This window comes from Streptomyces sp. NPDC048612, assembly GCF_043199295.1.
Lineage (GTDB): Bacteria > Actinomycetota > Actinomycetes > Streptomycetales > Streptomycetaceae > Streptomyces.
Map to the genome: position 1 here is coordinate 1 of NZ_JBICVV010000048.1, position 14,862 is coordinate 14,862.

Sequence of the window (14,862 nt, forward strand, 5' to 3'; positions counted from 1 at the left end):
TGGAGGGTTTTGGCGAGGGCGACCATGACGGCCCAGAGGGTGGGTTGGACGACGTCGACGCGGTCGAGGTGGGGTTGGTCGGGTTGGTTGTTGAGTACGCCGGTGAGGGTCCAGTCGATGTAGGGGTTGAGGGCTTGTTGGCAGGTGTTGAGGTGGTGGGTGAAGGTGGGGTTGGTGTTGAGGAGGTCGGTGGCCATGCCTTGCCATTGGCTGCCTTGGCCGGGGAAGACGAAGACGGGGTCGGTGAGGGGCGGGCCGGTGTGGGTGTGGGTGTGGGGATGGGAGGTGTCGGGGGTGTTGGTGGCGAGGTGGCGTAGTGCGGTGGCGAGTTCGTGGTGGGTGGTGCCGGTGACGGCTGCGCGGTGGTCGAAGACGGTGCGGTTTGCGAGGGTCCTGGCAAGGTCGGGCAGCGGTGTGTGAGGGTGTGCTTCCAGGAAGGCGGCGAGTTGCTCCGCTTGCGCGTGGAGGGCCTGCTGATCCTTCGCTGAGATCACCAGCGGCAGGGTGCCCCCGGCACCGTCTCCGTCCCCGTCCTCATCCCCACCGTCCAGCGGCTCTTCCGCCACCTGCTCCAACACCAGGTGGGCATTGGTCCCGCTCGCACCGAAGGAGGACACCCCCGCCCGGCGCGGACGCCCGGTCTCCGGCCACGCCAGTGCCTCGGACAGCAGCCGAACCTCTCCGGTGGTCCAGTCGACGTGCGGGGACGGCGCGTCGACATGGAGGGTGCGGGGGAGCACGCCGTGGCGCATGGCCTGCACCATCTTGATCACGCCCACCACTCCGGCCGCGGCCTGGGTGTGACCGATGTTGGACTTCACCGAGCCGAGCCACAACGGCCGGTCCTCCGGCCGGTCCTGGCCGTACGTCGCCAGCAGTGCCCGTGCTTCGATCGGATCACCCAGTGTGGTCCCGGTGCCATGGCCCTCGACGGCGTCGACATCTGCGGCTGAGAGGCCGGCCTGGGCGAGTGCGGTGCGGATGACCCGCTGCTGGGCAAGGCCGTTGGGGGCGGTCAGGCCGTTGGAGGCGCCGTCCTGATTGACCGCGGAACCACGGATGACGGCCAGGACCGGGTGCCCGTTGCGCCGGGCGTCGGACAGCCGCTCCAGCAGCACCAACCCCACGCCCTCCGAGAACCCGGTCCCGTTGGCGGCTGCTGCGTAGGCCTTGCACCGACCGTCGGCGGAGAGTGCGCCCTGGCGGCTGAACTCGACGAGCGGGGCGGGCGTAGCCAGGACGGTCACCCCGCCGGCCAGTGCCAGGGTGCACTCACCCTGCCGCAGCGACTGCGCCGCCAGGTGCAGAGCGACCAGGGAGGAGGAACACGCCGTGTCCACCGTGAGCGCAGGACCCTGTAGACCGAGGGTGTAGGCGATGCGTCCGGAGGCGATGCTGACGGCCGAGCCGTTGCCGAGGTACCCCTCCAGGTTCTCCGGTGCGCGGTCGTAGAGCCCGGGCCCGTAGCCGCTGTGCATCACCCCGGTGAAGACGCCGGTGCGGCTGCCTTTGAGCGATGCGGGGTCGATGCCCGCGCGTTCGAGGGCCTCCCAGGATGTCTCCAGCAGCAGGCGCTGCTGCGGGTCCATCGCCAGCGCCTCCCGCGGCGAGATCCCGAAGAACGCGGCGTCGAACCGACCCGGCTCGTCCAGGAACGCGCCCTGACGAGCCGACGACGATCCGCCGCTGCCGAACTCCTGGTCCAGCAGCCGGTCCAGATCCCAGCCCCGGTCCGTAGGGAACGGGCCGACCGCGTCGGACTCGGCCATCAGCAGGCTCCACAGCTCCTGCGGGGAGTGGGCTCCGCCGGGGAGCCGGCAGGCCATCGCGACGATGGCCACGGGCTCGTCCGGGGAGGCGGGCCCGACGCCCGCGGTGTCGTCGGCCGGGGGCGCGGTGTTCAGCAGTGCACCCTCAAGGTAGGAGGCCAGGGCGGCCACCGTCGGATAGTCGTAGGCGAGGGCGGCCGACAGCTGCTGTCCGGTGGCGGCGGACAGCCGATCGCGCAGGGCCACCGCGGCCAGCGAGGTGAAACCGAGTTCGTGCAGCGGCCGGTCCGCCGGCACCTCCTGGACGGAGCGGAGCCCGAGGACCCCGGTGACAGCGGAGCGCACCAGGTCGAGCAGACCCCGGCCGCCGACCGGTGCCCCGCCGACCGGCGCTCCGCTGTCCGGGGGAAGGATCGCCGGGCCGAAGACCTCCGGTGTGCCGGTGCCGTCTGTGGGGGTGGACAAGTCCGGGCGGAGACCGACCGCGGGATTGACGGTGAGCAGGGTGCCGGGACAGTCCGCCAGGCGCTGACGGGCGATTTTCCCTGCGGCGTTGCGGGGGATCTCGGTGATGCTGCGGAACTCGTCGGGCACCTTGAAAGCGGACAGCTCCCGTCGGCAAGCCTCCAGGAGCACCTCCGCGTCGATGCCTTCGGGGCCTGGGGCGACATAGGCGACGGGCACTTCGCCGAGCACGTCGTGCGATCGGCCGGCCACCGCGGCGTCACGCACTCCGGGCACCCGCGTCAGCACTTCCTCGATCTCCCGCGGATGGATGTTCTCCCCGCCTCGGATGATGAGTTCCCTGACTCGGCCGGTGAGCACAAGGAAGCCCGACGCGTCCTGGCGGCCGAGGTCGCCGGTGCGGTACCAGTCGTCACGGAGCACCGCACGGGTTTCCTCCGGCTGGTTGTGGTAGCCGAGCATGAGCGCCGGGCTGCTGACCCACACCTCGCCCTCTTCGCCCGTGGCGGCCTCCGTGCCGGTCCGGGGATTCGTCAGCCGCACGGCGAGTCCGGGCAGCGGCTGCCCGCAGGACCCCGGCAACTTGGGGCCGTCCGGGACGTGCGTGGTGATGGCACCACCGGTCTCGGTGCTCCCGTAGCTGTCGAGCAGACGGATGCCGAAGGTGTCCTCGAAGGCCTCGTGCAGGGTGGCCGAGCACGGTGAACCGGCTGCCAAGCAGACGCGCAGGAAGGGGAGTTCGGCAGTCGTCTCGCGCCCCACCTCCAGCATGCGGTGGAACAGGGCCGGTACGGCCACCAGGAAGGTGGACCGGTCCTCCTGTGCTGCCTGCAGGATTTCGTCGGCCGCCGCACCCACCATGAGGTGTGCCGTGGCGCCGACGGCCAGCACGCCCAGTACGGCGATGTTGTGCGATACGGCGTGGAACAGCGGCATCGGCCACAGCACCCGGTCCTCCGGTCCCAGACCGAGCAGGGGCGCGGTGCAGGCCGCCGTGGCCCACAGTGAGGCACGCTGCGTCGAGACCACACCCTTGGGACGCCCCGTGGTGCCCGAGGTGTAGAGCATCCAGGCCGGCTCGTCCAGGCCCAGGTCGTCGCGTGCCGCGCTCTGGGGCCCGGTGGTCGCGAGCGTCTCGAACCGCAGTGTCCCGCCCGGCACTTCGGAGGCCGCTCCGACCACTACGAGGGTGCCGCCCGACGTCGTCCGTCCGATGATTCTGCGCACCTGCTCCGCCTGGGCGGCATCGCTGATCACCAGGACGGCACCGCTGTCGTCGAGATGATGGGCGAACTCGGAATCCGTCGACTGCGGATTGAGCGGTACGCCGATGGCACCGGCCCGGACCACGGCCGCGTAGGACTCCACCATCTCGACGCGGTTGCCCATGCGCAGGAGCACCCGGTCACCGCGTGCCACTCCCAGGTCCGCGAGATGGCCGGCCAGTTTGCGCGTGCGTGCTTCCAGATCCCCGTAGGTCACCGAGCGCCGTGAATCCCGGAATGCGATCTTCTCTGGATGGCGGCGGGCGTGGCGTGCAAGCAGCTCATGCAGCGGCCGGATCAGCTCATTCCGGAATTTGTCACTCACGCTTCTCGGATTCCAATCACATGGGGAACGGAGATGCGGTACCGCCGACGACCAGGCGGAGCCGCTTCAGGCGCTGCGATCGCCGCTCGGGCTGTGTACCCGGAAGCGCGGAAACCTGCCGGTGCAGGCCAGTATGACCAGACCCCCTCTAGGGTTTTCCCTCGCGATATCCACACGAGCGGAGCGCACCGCGGGAGAAGCGCAGCAGACACTCCCGTTCTAGGGATTTCCTCGTATGCCCGCTGTGAGGCTGGAGCATCCAGACGTCCGTCCTGGCCGAGTTCTCGCGCCGAGGCGGGACAACCGTGAGGAGTGATGACCTTGGCCGCTGCCCTGTCGCGGTCCCGTGACCGTCAGGATGTCGTGTGCGCGGGCCGGGCGACGGGTGAACGGGTGCGGATGGGCGTGTACGACGTGCTGCACGGAACGCTCCCGGTCGGGTGCACGTTCTTCTACCGCGGAGGCCTGGACACCGCGGCGGTGCGGGACTCGCTGGGCCGCACTCTGGCGTGCTATCCACCGCTCACCGGGCGGATGGAACGGGACCTCGACGGCGGGATCGTCGTCGTGTGCAACGACGCGGGCGCGTCGTTCGCCGAGGCCTACTCAGAACTCCCCATGCCGGACTATGGCATCGGCAGGTCGGCCAAGTCCGACCTGCGCAAGTATCTGCACAAGATCAATCCGTTCAAGGTCGTCGGACACAACACCCCTTTGCTGACAGTGAAGATCACGCACATGCGTGGTGGCGGCTCCGTGCTCGGCGTCACCTTCAACCACAGTGTGATCGACCTCAGCGGCTTCATGGACTTCCTTGAGAACTGGTCCCGCGAACACCATGGACTCCCGTACCAGGCCCCTCCGTACGCGCGGGACCCTCTCGACGGACTCGGCACCCTGGCCGCGGGGGCTGCCAGGGAGCGCAGCGAGCAGTACGTCGCGCTGAGCAGACGGGAGAAGTTCCGCTTCCTCTGGCGGGTCAACGCGGGTGCGCGCCGGGTGCGCCACCTCACCGTGCGCTTTCCAGGGGACGAGGTGCGTGCCATCAAGGCGGCTGCCGCGGCGCCGCTCGCCGGCACGGAGCAGTGGGTGTCAACCGGTGACGCCCTCGCGGCACATGTGTGGAAGGTGATGGGTCAGCTGCGGGCGCGGACTGACGACCGTGCGGAGCGCCTTGGCATGGTCGTGGACATCCGCTCGGCGCTGCGCGACGTGCTGCCCGATGGCTTGGGTGGCAACGCCGTCACCAATGTGACGGCCACGCTCAGCGCGGGCGAACTGGCCTCCGCGCCGCTGGCGGACGTCGCCTCGACCGTCCGCGCCGTGATCCGCGATGTCACCGAGAGACGCCTGTGCGAGGAGATCGCCTTCCTGGCGGACCAGCGGCGTGCGGGACGCTCAGGCCGGGTGCTCAGCCGTATGGCACTGGATTCCTTCGACGGCACTGTCTCCCTCAACAATGTGGGACGGTTTCCGGTGTACCGGATCGACCTCGGCAGCGGGCGGCCCTTCTGGTTCGAATACCCGCCCATTCCCATTCCGTGGAACATTTTCATCACCCCGGTACCGGAGGACGACGAAGGCCGTGACATGCATCTGAGCATCCCCCAGGACAAGGCCGAGGTCTTCTGTACTCCGTCCTGGGAGGCGCGTCTGCACGCTCATGCACCCCGGCAGGCTCTGTAAGGACTTCGGTGTGGCCGGGCGGGGCGGACTGGTCGGATTCGGTTGAGGGAGACGCACTCCAGGGTGGTGTTCTCACCTCCCGCTCGGCACGTGATCAGGCAGTCCCCTCGTCCTTCGTGCCCGCCGACGGCCGGAATCTGCCTGGTTGCCTGCCCCGGCCGGGAAAGAGCAGCTGGAATACACCGGTCCTGTACAGGATGATGTGTGTGGTCACCTGGAGCGCGATGTAGGTCACGAAATACAGCGCACCGTCGAGCGCCGGCACCGTATCGACAGACAGGGTGTACGCCATGATCACGCGAAGTGCCGCGTCGACGAGCAGCCCGCATCCCCACAGCACGGTCAGGCCGCGCCAGATCCGGCGGAATTGGGGATCGGCGCACCAAAGCCCTTCCAGCGTCTCCGACTTGCCCGGGAGCAGCGTCTTCACCGCCCGGTAGGTGAACGGGCGAGAGGTGAACAGCGACCCGAGGATTCCCAGCGCGATCAGCCCGGTGAACCAGCCACCTCTGGCCAGGGCCATGCGGGGGCTGCCGGAGATGAGGGAGCCGATGCCGGCGAGCGCGAGGATGGCGATGACGAAGAGTCCGATGCTGTCGACCTTGCGCTGTCTGACGATGGAGTAGCCGGTATTGAGTGCCGGCGTGGCGGCGCTCATCAGCAGCGACTCCAGTTCGCTGAAGCCCGCACCGCGCAGCACATAGTAGAGCCCCACGGGAAGGACGACATCGCAGAGCAGGGTCACCGCGAACTGGCGGCGGACTGCGGTCTGCTCACGTTGGTTGCTGCCTTGTGCCAACTCGGTCTCGTCACGTAGTGCAGCCATTGCTGCTCCTTGGCTCGTCTGTTGCCGCTCGTCCGTACGGGATCGGACCACTCTCCGAAACAGTGCGTCACCAGAGCTCCCTCACCCCTGATGCCCAGGGTGAGTTGCACAGCCAAGCGAGAAACGGCACTGACAAGCAGGCGCGGCACCCCTTGGCGCGGTGGTGCGGAATGGCTCCGGAGGGCAGAGCTTGCCACTGGTCCGTCAAGGAGGTGACTCCGGCGTACGGGTTCTGGAGCATTTTCCAGAATCCGCTCCGGAATCACGAGGACGGACGCCTTCGGCATTAGGGTCACCGGCAGTTACCTGGCGGGGCTCGCCGCGCCTGGCGTGGGATCACGACGCCGGTTCCGATCCGGTCCAGCCGATGATGGAACGCGACCTGGAGAATCCATGATCACCGAAGACTGCCGTATTTGCGGCAACCGCAACCTGCTGCCGGTCCTCGACCTGGGCCCGCAGGCTCTCACCGGCGTCTTTCCCCGCACCCGGGACGAGGACGTCCCGACGGTCCCCCTGGAGTTGCTCAAGTGCTCACCGGAGGGCTGCGGCCTCGTCCAGCTCCGCCACACCGCTGACTTCGGGCTGATGTACGGGGACCATTACGGCTACCGCTCCGGGATACGCCCGTTCATGGTCCAGCATCTCCACGGCAAGGTCGCGGCGATCACTGACCTGGTCGACCTCGGTCCCGACGATCTGGTCGTGGACATCGGCAGCAACGACGCGACGCTGCTGCGCGGCTACCCCACGCCCGGCCCGACGCTGGTCGGCATCGACCCGACCGGGCCGAAGTTCCGTGAGCACTACCCAGCGGACGCCGAGCTGATCCCCGACTTCTTCTCCCGCGCACAGTTCACCGACCGGTTCGGCTCGCGCCGCGCCAAGGTGGTCACCTCCATCGCCATGTTCTATGACCTGCCGCGGCCGATGGCGTTCATGCAGGACGTCTACGACATCCTCGACGACGACGGCATCTGGGTGATGGAGCAGAGCTACCTGCCGGCGATGATCGAGGGCACCGCCTACGACGTGGTGTGCCACGAGCACCTGGAGTACTACGCGCTGAGCCAGATCGAGTGGATGGCCGAGCGCGTCGGATTCACGGTCGTCAAGGCGGAACTCACCAAGATCTACGGCGGCAGCCTCTGTGTGACGCTCGCCAAGCGGCCCGGCCGCTACCCCGTGGACGAGGCCGCGCTGGCTGCCATCCGCGCCAGGGAATCCGCGCTCGGGCTGGACACCATGGCCCCGTTCGAGGCGTTCGGCAAGCGCGTCCACGACTACCGCGACCGCCTTCGTGACTTCCTCGACGCCTCGCGCAAGGCAGGCAAGGTGACCCTCGGGTACGGCGCATCGACCAAGGGCAATGTCATCCTGCAGTTCTGCGGGCTCACCGAGCACGACCTGCCGTGCATCGGCGAACCCAATAGCGAGAAGTCCGGCTGTTTCACCCCCGGCACGAAGATCCCCATCGTTTCCGAGGAGGAAGCCAAGGCCCGGCGGCCCGACCAGCTGCTGGTGCTTCCCTGGATCTACCGGGAGGGCTTCATCGAGCGGGAGAGCGCCTTCATGGCCGGCGGCGGCAAGCTGATCTTCCCGCTGCCCGAACTCTCCGTCGTCTGACCGTGCCGCTCCGCCCGGCAGGGGCGTCCGGACCGATCCGGCACTAGGGAATCTTCCACATGGGCCCCGCCCATACTGAGAGATCCACAGCCGGGTCCGTCCCGTCCCTCCGACCGGAAGACACGGACCGTGCGCGGTGCCGCATCGAGCCGCACCCGCCTGCCCACGGCACAAACCTGAAACCCAACGTGGTGGGAGCGCGAAAACGTGAGTGACATGAGGCGCAGCACCGAACCGATGCGGCCGGGGCGGCCCGTGGCGTGCCCTACGGCGTCGTGCGCACGCGAGATGACGGGCTGGTGATCCGGGATGCGTACCCGAGAGCTCGCTGTCGCCGGCGGATTCGAGTTCACGCCTGACATCCATGAGGACCACCGCGGGCTGTTCGTCTCGCCGTTGCAGGACGAGGCGTTCGTCGCGGCGGTCGGCCACCGGTTCCCCGTGGCACAGACCAACCAGAGCAGGTCGGCCAAAGGTGTGCTGCGCGGGCTCCACTTCACCGCCACCCCTCCGGGCCAGGTCAAATACGTCCACTGCGCACGGGGGCGGGCACTGGACGCCGTCGTCGACATCCGGGTGGGATCACCCACCTTCGGCCAGTGGGACCTCGTCCAGATGGACTCGGAGTCCTTCCGGGCCGTGTACATCCCCGACGGGCTCGCCCACGCCTTCCTGGCGCTGGAGGACGACACGCTCATGTCCTATCTCGTCAGCAGTGCCTACCAGGCGGAGCTGGAGCATGCGATCGATCCGTTCGACCCCGCGATCGGACTGCCCTGGCCGACCGGCATGAAGACCATCCTCTCCGCGCGGGACTCCGTGGCGCCCAGTCTGGCCGAGGCCGAGGCCAGGGGCATGCTCCCGAAGTACGCCGACTGCCTGCCGGCCGTGCCGACGGTGCACCCCGACCGGTCGGGAGTCCGCGGCCGTGACTGACGAGGCAAGCGCCGTGGCACGGTTGATGCCGTCCCCTCGTCCGCTCCGTGTCGCGGTGCTGGGAGCCACCGGGTGTGTGGGCCGGCACGTCTGTACCGCCTTCGCGGCCGAGGGGAATGAAGTCGTCGCGATCGCCCGCCGGTATGCACCGGGCGTCGCCGCCCACCGGTTCCAGTCCCTTGATGTCGCAGGCCACGCGAGTGAAGAACTCGCCCGGGTGCTTGCCGGTGAGCAGATCGACGTCGTGGTGAACGCCACCCTCGGCTGGGGAGACGAACTGCACTACACCAACGTGCAGTTGGTGGAACGACTCATCGGCGCACTGGCGATGATGCGGAATCCTGCCCGGCTGGTCCACCTCGGCACCATCCACGAGTACGGCCAGGTGCCCTCCGGCACGTCGATCCACGAGGACACCCCGCCGGCTCCGACGACTCCCTATGGAGAGGCGAAGCTGATCGCCTCTCGGATGGTCCTCGACGCCGTGCGGAGCGGCGCACTGAACGGCGTGGTGTTGAGGGTGACGAACACCCTGGGGCCGTACCCCGCACTGGAGAGCTTCTTCGGTTCCCTGGCGGCCAGACTGCGGGGGACCGACGCGGCCACGGGCATCGAGCTGACCATCGCCGATGCCCAGCGCGACTACGTGGACGTCCGGGACGCCGTGGACGCCGTGCTCAAAGCGGCCCGGATCACCCGTGCCGATCCACTGGTCAACATCGGCTGCGGCCAAGCGAGGAACATACGGGAGCTGGTGACCGAGCTCGTCGCGGTCGCCGGGCTGCCGACGGAGGCAATCCGGGAGCCGCGGGGTGAGGTACACGGCAGGGGTGGCGAATGGGTCCAGGTCGACATCTCCCGCGCCGCACGCCTCCTCGGCTGGCAGCCCCGGTTCACCCTCCGGGAATCGATGCGGGCCATGTGGGACACCGTGCACGCGGACCAGTCGATCCCGGCCCGTTACGGCGACTTGGCCCGGCGCCCGCTCCACTGCCCATGACCTCGGAACGAGACCAGCCGCTTTTTCCTGTAGTTCGTCCTAATTTGCCCAGAAATGCACAAATGTGCTTGAGCGAGCGAACCGCAGGAGTGCGCGGGGAGCCCGGCGAGACGCGCACCACGAGGCAGGAGGCCGCCATGACGACCCCGATCATCAGCGCCAGGGGGCTCACCCGTACGTATATGACGAAGAAGGGCCAGGTCGAGGCGGTCCGGGGGATCGATCTCACGGTGTCCGCAGGCGAGATGCTCGGGTTCCTCGGCCCCAACGGCGCCGGCAAGACCACCACGATGCGCATGCTCACCACCTTGCTGCCCCCCAGCGGGGGGTCTGCCACCGTCGCCGGGCACGACCTGGCCGGCGACCCGGCCGGGGTACGCCGGAAGATCGGCTACGTCGCCCAGGTCAGCGGGGTCGACCCGGGCATCAGCGTGCGCGAGGAACTGGTCACCCAGTGCCGGCTGTACAAGTTCGGCAAGACCGACGCCGAATACCGTGCACAGGAGCTCGCCGAGGAACTCGACCTGGCCGACCTCCTCGACCGGCCCACCCGCGCGCTCTCCGGCGGCCAGCAGCGCCGTCTCGACATCGCCCTGGGCCTGACCCACCGGCCCGAAGTGCTCTTCCTCGACGAGCCGACGACGGGACTCGACCCCGGCAGCCGCTCCGACGTATGGGATCTGGTGCGCCGCATCCGGGCCGAGGGCACCACGGTCTTTCTGACCACGCACTACCTCGACGAGGCGGACGTCCTCTCCGACCGGCTCGTCATCGTCGACAACGGCCTGGTCGCCGCCGAGGGCACACCGCAGGATCTGAAGCTTCGGTATACCGGCTCGGAAACAGCCAGCCTGCGCGAAGCCTTCCTGGCCATCACGGGACACCAGCCCCTCGCTCCCGATGCCCCGGTCGCTATCTGATGTCCGCTCCCACGGAGGTTGACGTGCCGCACTCGTCCCCCGCCGCGTCCGCCATGACGACGGCGTCCCAGCCCGCGGAGGGGCCGCTCCGACGCCACGCGGCCAGGAGGAAGAGGTCCCGTATGGCCACCTTCCTTGCCGACACCCGCCTGATCTTCGGGCGCTATATGCGACAGACGATGCGCGCCAAGCTCGGCCTGGTGGTGGGCATCCTCATGCCCTTGCTCGTACTGCTCTTCTTCGGTCCGCTGCTGACGCGCATACCGCTCGGTACCGGCGGTGACGCCTGGCAGACGCTGGTACCCGGGCTTTTGGTGCAACTCTGCATGTCCAGTGCCGCGTTCGCCGGCTTCGACATTCTCATCGAGCGGCAGCACGGTGTGATCGAACGGATGCGGGTCACCCCGGTCAGCCGGCTGGCACTGCTCATGGGCCGGGTGCTGCGTGATGTGGTGAAGATGCTCGCCCAGTCCGTGCTCCTGGTACTCCCGGGTTTGGCCATGGGCCTGCGCGCCCCGGTGCTCGGCATCCTGATCGGCTTTCTGTTCGTCTCCACGCTCACGGTGGCGCTGGCTTCGCTGTCCTATGCGCTGGCCATGCGGCTGAAGTCCCCCGACGAGTTCGCTCCCGTGGTCAACACCTTCAACCTGCCGGTCATGCTGCTCTCCGGCATCTTGTTGCCGATGGCGCTCGCGCCCCACTGGCTGGACGTCGTATCGCGCTTCGTGCCGCTGCGCTATCTGGTGGAAGCGGTCCGGGCCGCGTTCCTCGGCCAGTACGGCAGCACCGCGATGCTACGGGGTGCACTGGTGGCAGCGGCACTCGCCGCGCTCTCGGTCTTCCTCGGCGCCCGGATCTTCCGCAAGGCTGGAGCCTGAGGGCGCTCGTCGTGCGCCCGCCAGGGATTACGGGACAGCCCTCAGTGACCTGAGTGGGGAAATCCGCTACGGAAGGCGGTCTCGGTTCGGCGTCCTGGGCGGAGGGCGTGGACGGTACGGCCGAAGACCGAGCTGGCACTGACCGATGACGGTGGCGACACGCCGGCCCCGGTGGGTCAGGTGCCGGTGAGGGACTGACTCCCCTTGGGTGGCGGACTGAATGTCGGTGGCGCAGCATCGGAGAGCTGTCGTGGAACGCGGCCGCCCCCGCCGGGGCGCAGGCATCGAGATGGGTACCGCAGAGGAACGCGAGAACGGCGTGCGTCAGCGCCGGACGGCAGTGCGGGCCAGCGCCGGCACCAGGACCGCGGCCGCGGCCAGATGCATGCACAGCAACGTCACTTTGACACCCGTCGTTGCCCCACTCTGCAGTGGAGCGATCAGCGACAGGGCCAGCCCCACGACCGCGAGGACCGTCCACACCCGGCGCGCCCGCGGGGTGAGGCGCTCCAGCAGGGCGAGCAGCGCCCAGGCGGCGAATCCGGGGACGAGGCCGGCGAGGACGACCGTGGCCGGTCCGATGTGCTGGAGGGCGGCACCGGGCTTCATGCGCACATCGAGTCGCACGTCCAGCAGCACCGTGGCGATCGCCCACACCACGAGCGTGGCGGCGGCGGCCCCGAGCACGGCCAGGAACCGGGCGGACCATGGTGATCTCGCGGCCATGAGGAATCAACCTCCTGAAGGCGGACGTACAAGACCTGGCACGGTGGCGCAACGGGCGCCTCACCGCTGTCGTTCCTCGGGCAGCTCACGCTGCACCGTGAGGCTAGGCCCGCGGTGATGTGCCGCGCCACCGGTCCGGTTGCCCCGCCCCCGAGAACCGGGGAAACGCCCAGACTTCCGTCGCATCGGGCCGGTAGAGCTTGTGCTGGTGGTGCGGGCCCACTGGATAGTGGCGGCAGCAAGTGTTTCCCGGTCCGCTCGGACGACGGTGCCGGCCCTGGGGCCGGACCGGTCCACGGAAAGGATCAGAACGATGAGTTCACCCACTGCGGACGACGGCCTGTGGTGCCGGCGCTTCCACCCCGCACCGGACGCGGGCCGGCGCCTGGTGTGCTTCCCGCACGCCGGCGGCTCCGCGAGTTTCTACCATCCCGTCTCGGCCGCGCTCAGCCCCGGCGTGGACGTGATCGCCGTGCAGTACCCCGGGCGGCAGGACCGCCGCAGGGAACCGGCGATCGACGACATCCGCCTCCTGGCGGACCGGATCGCCGAGGCGCTGGGAGCCTGGTCCGACCGGCCGTTGACCTTCTTCGGCCACAGCATGGGCGCGCTGGTGGCCTTCGAGGTGGCACGGCGGCTGGAACGCGACGGGGACGGCCCCGTGCGGCTCTTCGCCTCCGGGCGCCGGGCGCCGTCCGCGTACCGCGACGAGCAGGTGCACCGACGGGACGACGACGGCCTCGTCGCCGAACTGCGGGCGCTGAGCGGAACCGACTCACGGCTCCTCGACGACGACGAGATGCTGCGGATGGTGCTGCCCGCGCTCCGCAACGACTACAAGGCCGTCGAGACCTACCGGAGCGAGCCCGCGGCCGTCGTGCGCTGCCCCGTCACCGTCCTCGTCGGGGACGAGGACCCCAAGACCACCCTCGACGAAGCCGGGGCCTGGGACACGCACACCACCGGCGGCTTCGATCTGCGGGTCTTTCCCGGCGGGCACTTCTACCTGGCCGACCGGCCGGACGAGGTGATGACCGTGCTCAGCGACCACTTCACCGCTGCGGCCCTCCCGCACCATGCGTAGGGGTCGCCGCGCCGTCCCGACCGAGCCACCCTGGAGCCCTGACAGACATGTCTGAACCGCTACTCACCGCGCAGGCCACGCCCGCACCGCGCACCGGGCGACGGCCCAGGGTCGGTCACATCGACTTCCTCAACTGCCTGCCGCTGTTCTGGGGGCTGGCCAGAAGCGGCAGTCTGCTCGACCTGGACCTGAGGAAGGGCAGCCCGGACACCCTGAGCGACGCACTCGTCGCCGGCACACTCGACATCGGGCCGATCAGCCTCCTCGAATTCCTCAAGCACGCCGACGATCTGGTGGCGCTGCCGGACATCGCCGTGGGCAGCGACGGCCCCGTGGAGTCCTGCCTGATCGTCAGCCAGGTCCCGCTGGACCAGCTGGACGGCGAACCCGTCGCACTCGGCTCCACCAGCCGCACATCGGTCCGGCTCGCCGAGCTGCTGTTCGCGGAGTCGGTCGGCGTCCAGCCCGAGTACTTCGTCTGCGCCCCGGACCTCGCGGCGATGATGAAACAGGCACGAGCGGCCGTCGTCATCGGTGACGCCGCCCTGCGGGCCGCCCTGCACGAGGCGCCGCGGCTCGGTCTGCAGGTGCATGACCTGGGCCGGATGTGGCGCGACCTGACCGGACTGCCCTTCGTCTTCGCCGTCTTCGCCGCCCGCAAGGACTACCTCGCCAGGGAGCCGGAGACCGTCCACCGCGTACACGCCGACCTGCTGGCGTCCCGCGATCTGTCCCTCGCCGCGGTCAAGGAGGTCTGTGAACAGGCCGCCCGGTGGGAGGCGTTCGAGGCCCGGACGCTGGAGCACTACTACACCACCGCCCTCGACTTCAGCCTCGGTGAGCGGCAGCTCGCCGGAATCACGGAGTTCGCCCGCAGGGTGGGCGGCGGACCGGCCGGCTTCCCGCCGGACGTCCGCGTCCAGCTGCTGGGCAGCGAAACCCTCAGCATGTGACCTCACCAGCAACAGCCCGAAGCACACCCGGAAAGGCCGTCGACATGCCCCGACCGTCCGAAGCCACCGACCGTGGCCTCCAGTCCGTACTGGACCGTGCCGCCGAGGGCGGCAGGGTGACCCCCGAAGAGGCGTTGGCCCTCTACCGGTTCGCTCCGCTGCACGCGCTGGGCAGTGTGGCGGACACGATCCGCCGCCGCCGCTACGCCGGCACCGAGCACATCGCGACGTACATCATCGAGCGCAACATCAACTACACCAACGTGTGCGTGACGGCCTGCCGCTTCTGTGCCTTCTACGCCGCGCCGAAGGACACCGCCAAGGGCTGGACCCGCGACCTCGACGACATCCTGCGCCGCTGCGCGGAGACCGTGGAGCTGGGCGGCACCCAGATCATGTTCCA

General features: G+C 69.1%; 11 protein-coding genes and 1 pseudogene. 9 read left to right on the forward strand and 3 right to left on the reverse strand.

The window, feature by feature from the left end:
- Positions 1 to 3,824, reverse strand: a 3,824-nt coding sequence (locus ACGFN2_RS35480; RefSeq protein WP_393367072.1) for a beta-ketoacyl synthase N-terminal-like domain-containing protein, incomplete at its 3' end; no start/stop codon positions are given.
- A 315-nt stretch (positions 3,825 to 4,139) separates the two neighbouring features.
- Here ACGFN2_RS35480 and ACGFN2_RS35485 point away from each other — a divergent pair.
- Entirely contained in the window at positions 4,140 to 5,510 is a 1,371-nt protein-coding gene (locus ACGFN2_RS35485) for an acyltransferase (protein ID WP_393367074.1), read from the forward strand.
- Positions 5,511 to 5,604: 94 nt separating this feature from the next.
- Here the strand turns inward: ACGFN2_RS35485 and ACGFN2_RS35490 are convergent, their stop codons facing one another.
- The gene (locus ACGFN2_RS35490; protein ID WP_393367076.1) at positions 5,605 to 6,336 is read right to left on the reverse strand and encodes a VC0807 family protein; all 732 of its coding nucleotides are present in this window, start codon (positions 6,334 to 6,336) and stop codon (positions 5,605 to 5,607) included.
- A 393-nt stretch (positions 6,337 to 6,729) separates the two neighbouring features.
- On the opposite strand from ACGFN2_RS35490, the gene ACGFN2_RS35495 reads away from it, so the two are divergent.
- The 5 genes from ACGFN2_RS35495 to ACGFN2_RS35515 all read left to right on the forward strand — a co-directional run bounded on the left by ACGFN2_RS35495 (position 6,730) and on the right by ACGFN2_RS35515 (position 11,696).
- Entirely contained in the window at positions 6,730 to 7,962 is a 1,233-nt protein-coding gene (locus ACGFN2_RS35495) for a class I SAM-dependent methyltransferase (protein WP_362614218.1), read from the forward strand.
- Between the two features lie 309 nt (positions 7,963 to 8,271).
- The gene (locus ACGFN2_RS35500; protein WP_362614215.1) at positions 8,272 to 8,898 is read left to right on the forward strand and encodes a dTDP-4-dehydrorhamnose 3,5-epimerase; all 627 of its coding nucleotides are present in this window, start codon (positions 8,272 to 8,274) and stop codon (positions 8,896 to 8,898) included.
- Positions 8,891 to 9,898, forward strand: a complete 1,008-nt coding sequence (locus ACGFN2_RS35505) for an NAD-dependent epimerase/dehydratase family protein (RefSeq protein WP_393367078.1) — start codon at positions 8,891 to 8,893, stop codon at positions 9,896 to 9,898. The genes ACGFN2_RS35500 and ACGFN2_RS35505 overlap by 8 nt, the downstream gene beginning before the upstream one ends.
- Before the next feature lie 137 nt (positions 9,899 to 10,035).
- A complete protein-coding gene (locus ACGFN2_RS35510; RefSeq protein WP_362614211.1) occupies positions 10,036 to 10,818 on the forward strand; it encodes an ATP-binding cassette domain-containing protein in 783 nt (260 codons plus the stop codon).
- 122 nt (positions 10,819 to 10,940) lie between these two features.
- Complete coding sequence (locus ACGFN2_RS35515; RefSeq protein ID WP_362614209.1) at positions 10,941 to 11,696, forward strand: ABC transporter permease; 756 nt, start codon at positions 10,941 to 10,943, stop codon at positions 11,694 to 11,696.
- 324 nt (positions 11,697 to 12,020) lie between these two features.
- Here the strand turns inward: ACGFN2_RS35515 and ACGFN2_RS35520 are convergent, their stop codons facing one another.
- Positions 12,021 to 12,422, reverse strand: a complete 402-nt coding sequence (locus ACGFN2_RS35520; RefSeq protein ID WP_362614206.1) for a DUF6069 family protein — start codon at positions 12,420 to 12,422, stop codon at positions 12,021 to 12,023.
- Positions 12,423 to 12,735: 313 nt separating this feature from the next.
- Here ACGFN2_RS35520 and ACGFN2_RS35525 point away from each other — a divergent pair, with 313 nt between their 5' ends.
- The 3 genes and pseudogenes from ACGFN2_RS35525 to ACGFN2_RS35535 form a co-directional block, all read left to right on the forward strand.
- The gene (locus tag ACGFN2_RS35525; protein WP_393367081.1) at positions 12,736 to 13,506 is read left to right on the forward strand and encodes a thioesterase II family protein; all 771 of its coding nucleotides are present in this window, start codon (positions 12,736 to 12,738) and stop codon (positions 13,504 to 13,506) included.
- A gap of 47 nt (positions 13,507 to 13,553) precedes the next feature.
- On the forward strand, positions 13,554 to 14,459 hold the full coding sequence (locus ACGFN2_RS35530) for a menaquinone biosynthetic enzyme MqnA/MqnD family protein (RefSeq protein WP_393367083.1): 906 nt from the start codon (positions 13,554 to 13,556) through the stop codon (positions 14,457 to 14,459).
- A gap of 44 nt (positions 14,460 to 14,503) precedes the next feature.
- A pseudogene (locus ACGFN2_RS35535) lies at positions 14,504 to 14,862 on the forward strand (dehypoxanthine futalosine cyclase); the annotation flags it as partial.

What these genes read in the sequence shown, in the direction of transcription:
- ACGFN2_RS35510 (WP_362614211.1), top strand. Translation starts at nt 10,036, where the DNA reads ATGACGACCCCGATCATCAGCGCCAGGGGGCTCACCCGTACGTATATG.
- ACGFN2_RS35500 (WP_362614215.1), top strand. Translation starts at nt 8,272, where the DNA reads ATGCGTACCCGAGAGCTCGCTGTCGCCGGCGGATTCGAGTTCACGCCT.
- ACGFN2_RS35485 (WP_393367074.1), top strand. Translation starts at nt 4,140, where the DNA reads ATGACCTTGGCCGCTGCCCTGTCGCGGTCCCGTGACCGTCAGGATGTC.
- ACGFN2_RS35495 (WP_362614218.1), top strand. Translation starts at nt 6,730, where the DNA reads ATGATCACCGAAGACTGCCGTATTTGCGGCAACCGCAACCTGCTGCCG.
- ACGFN2_RS35530 (WP_393367083.1), top strand. Translation starts at nt 13,554, where the DNA reads ATGTCTGAACCGCTACTCACCGCGCAGGCCACGCCCGCACCGCGCACC.
- ACGFN2_RS35490 (WP_393367076.1), bottom strand. Translation starts at nt 6,336, where the DNA reads ATGGCTGCACTACGTGACGAGACCGAGTTGGCACAAGGCAGCAACCAA.
- ACGFN2_RS35520 (WP_362614206.1), bottom strand. Translation starts at nt 12,422, where the DNA reads ATGGCCGCGAGATCACCATGGTCCGCCCGGTTCCTGGCCGTGCTCGGG.
- ACGFN2_RS35515 (WP_362614209.1), top strand. Translation starts at nt 10,941, where the DNA reads ATGGCCACCTTCCTTGCCGACACCCGCCTGATCTTCGGGCGCTATATG.
- ACGFN2_RS35525 (WP_393367081.1), top strand. Translation starts at nt 12,736, where the DNA reads ATGAGTTCACCCACTGCGGACGACGGCCTGTGGTGCCGGCGCTTCCAC.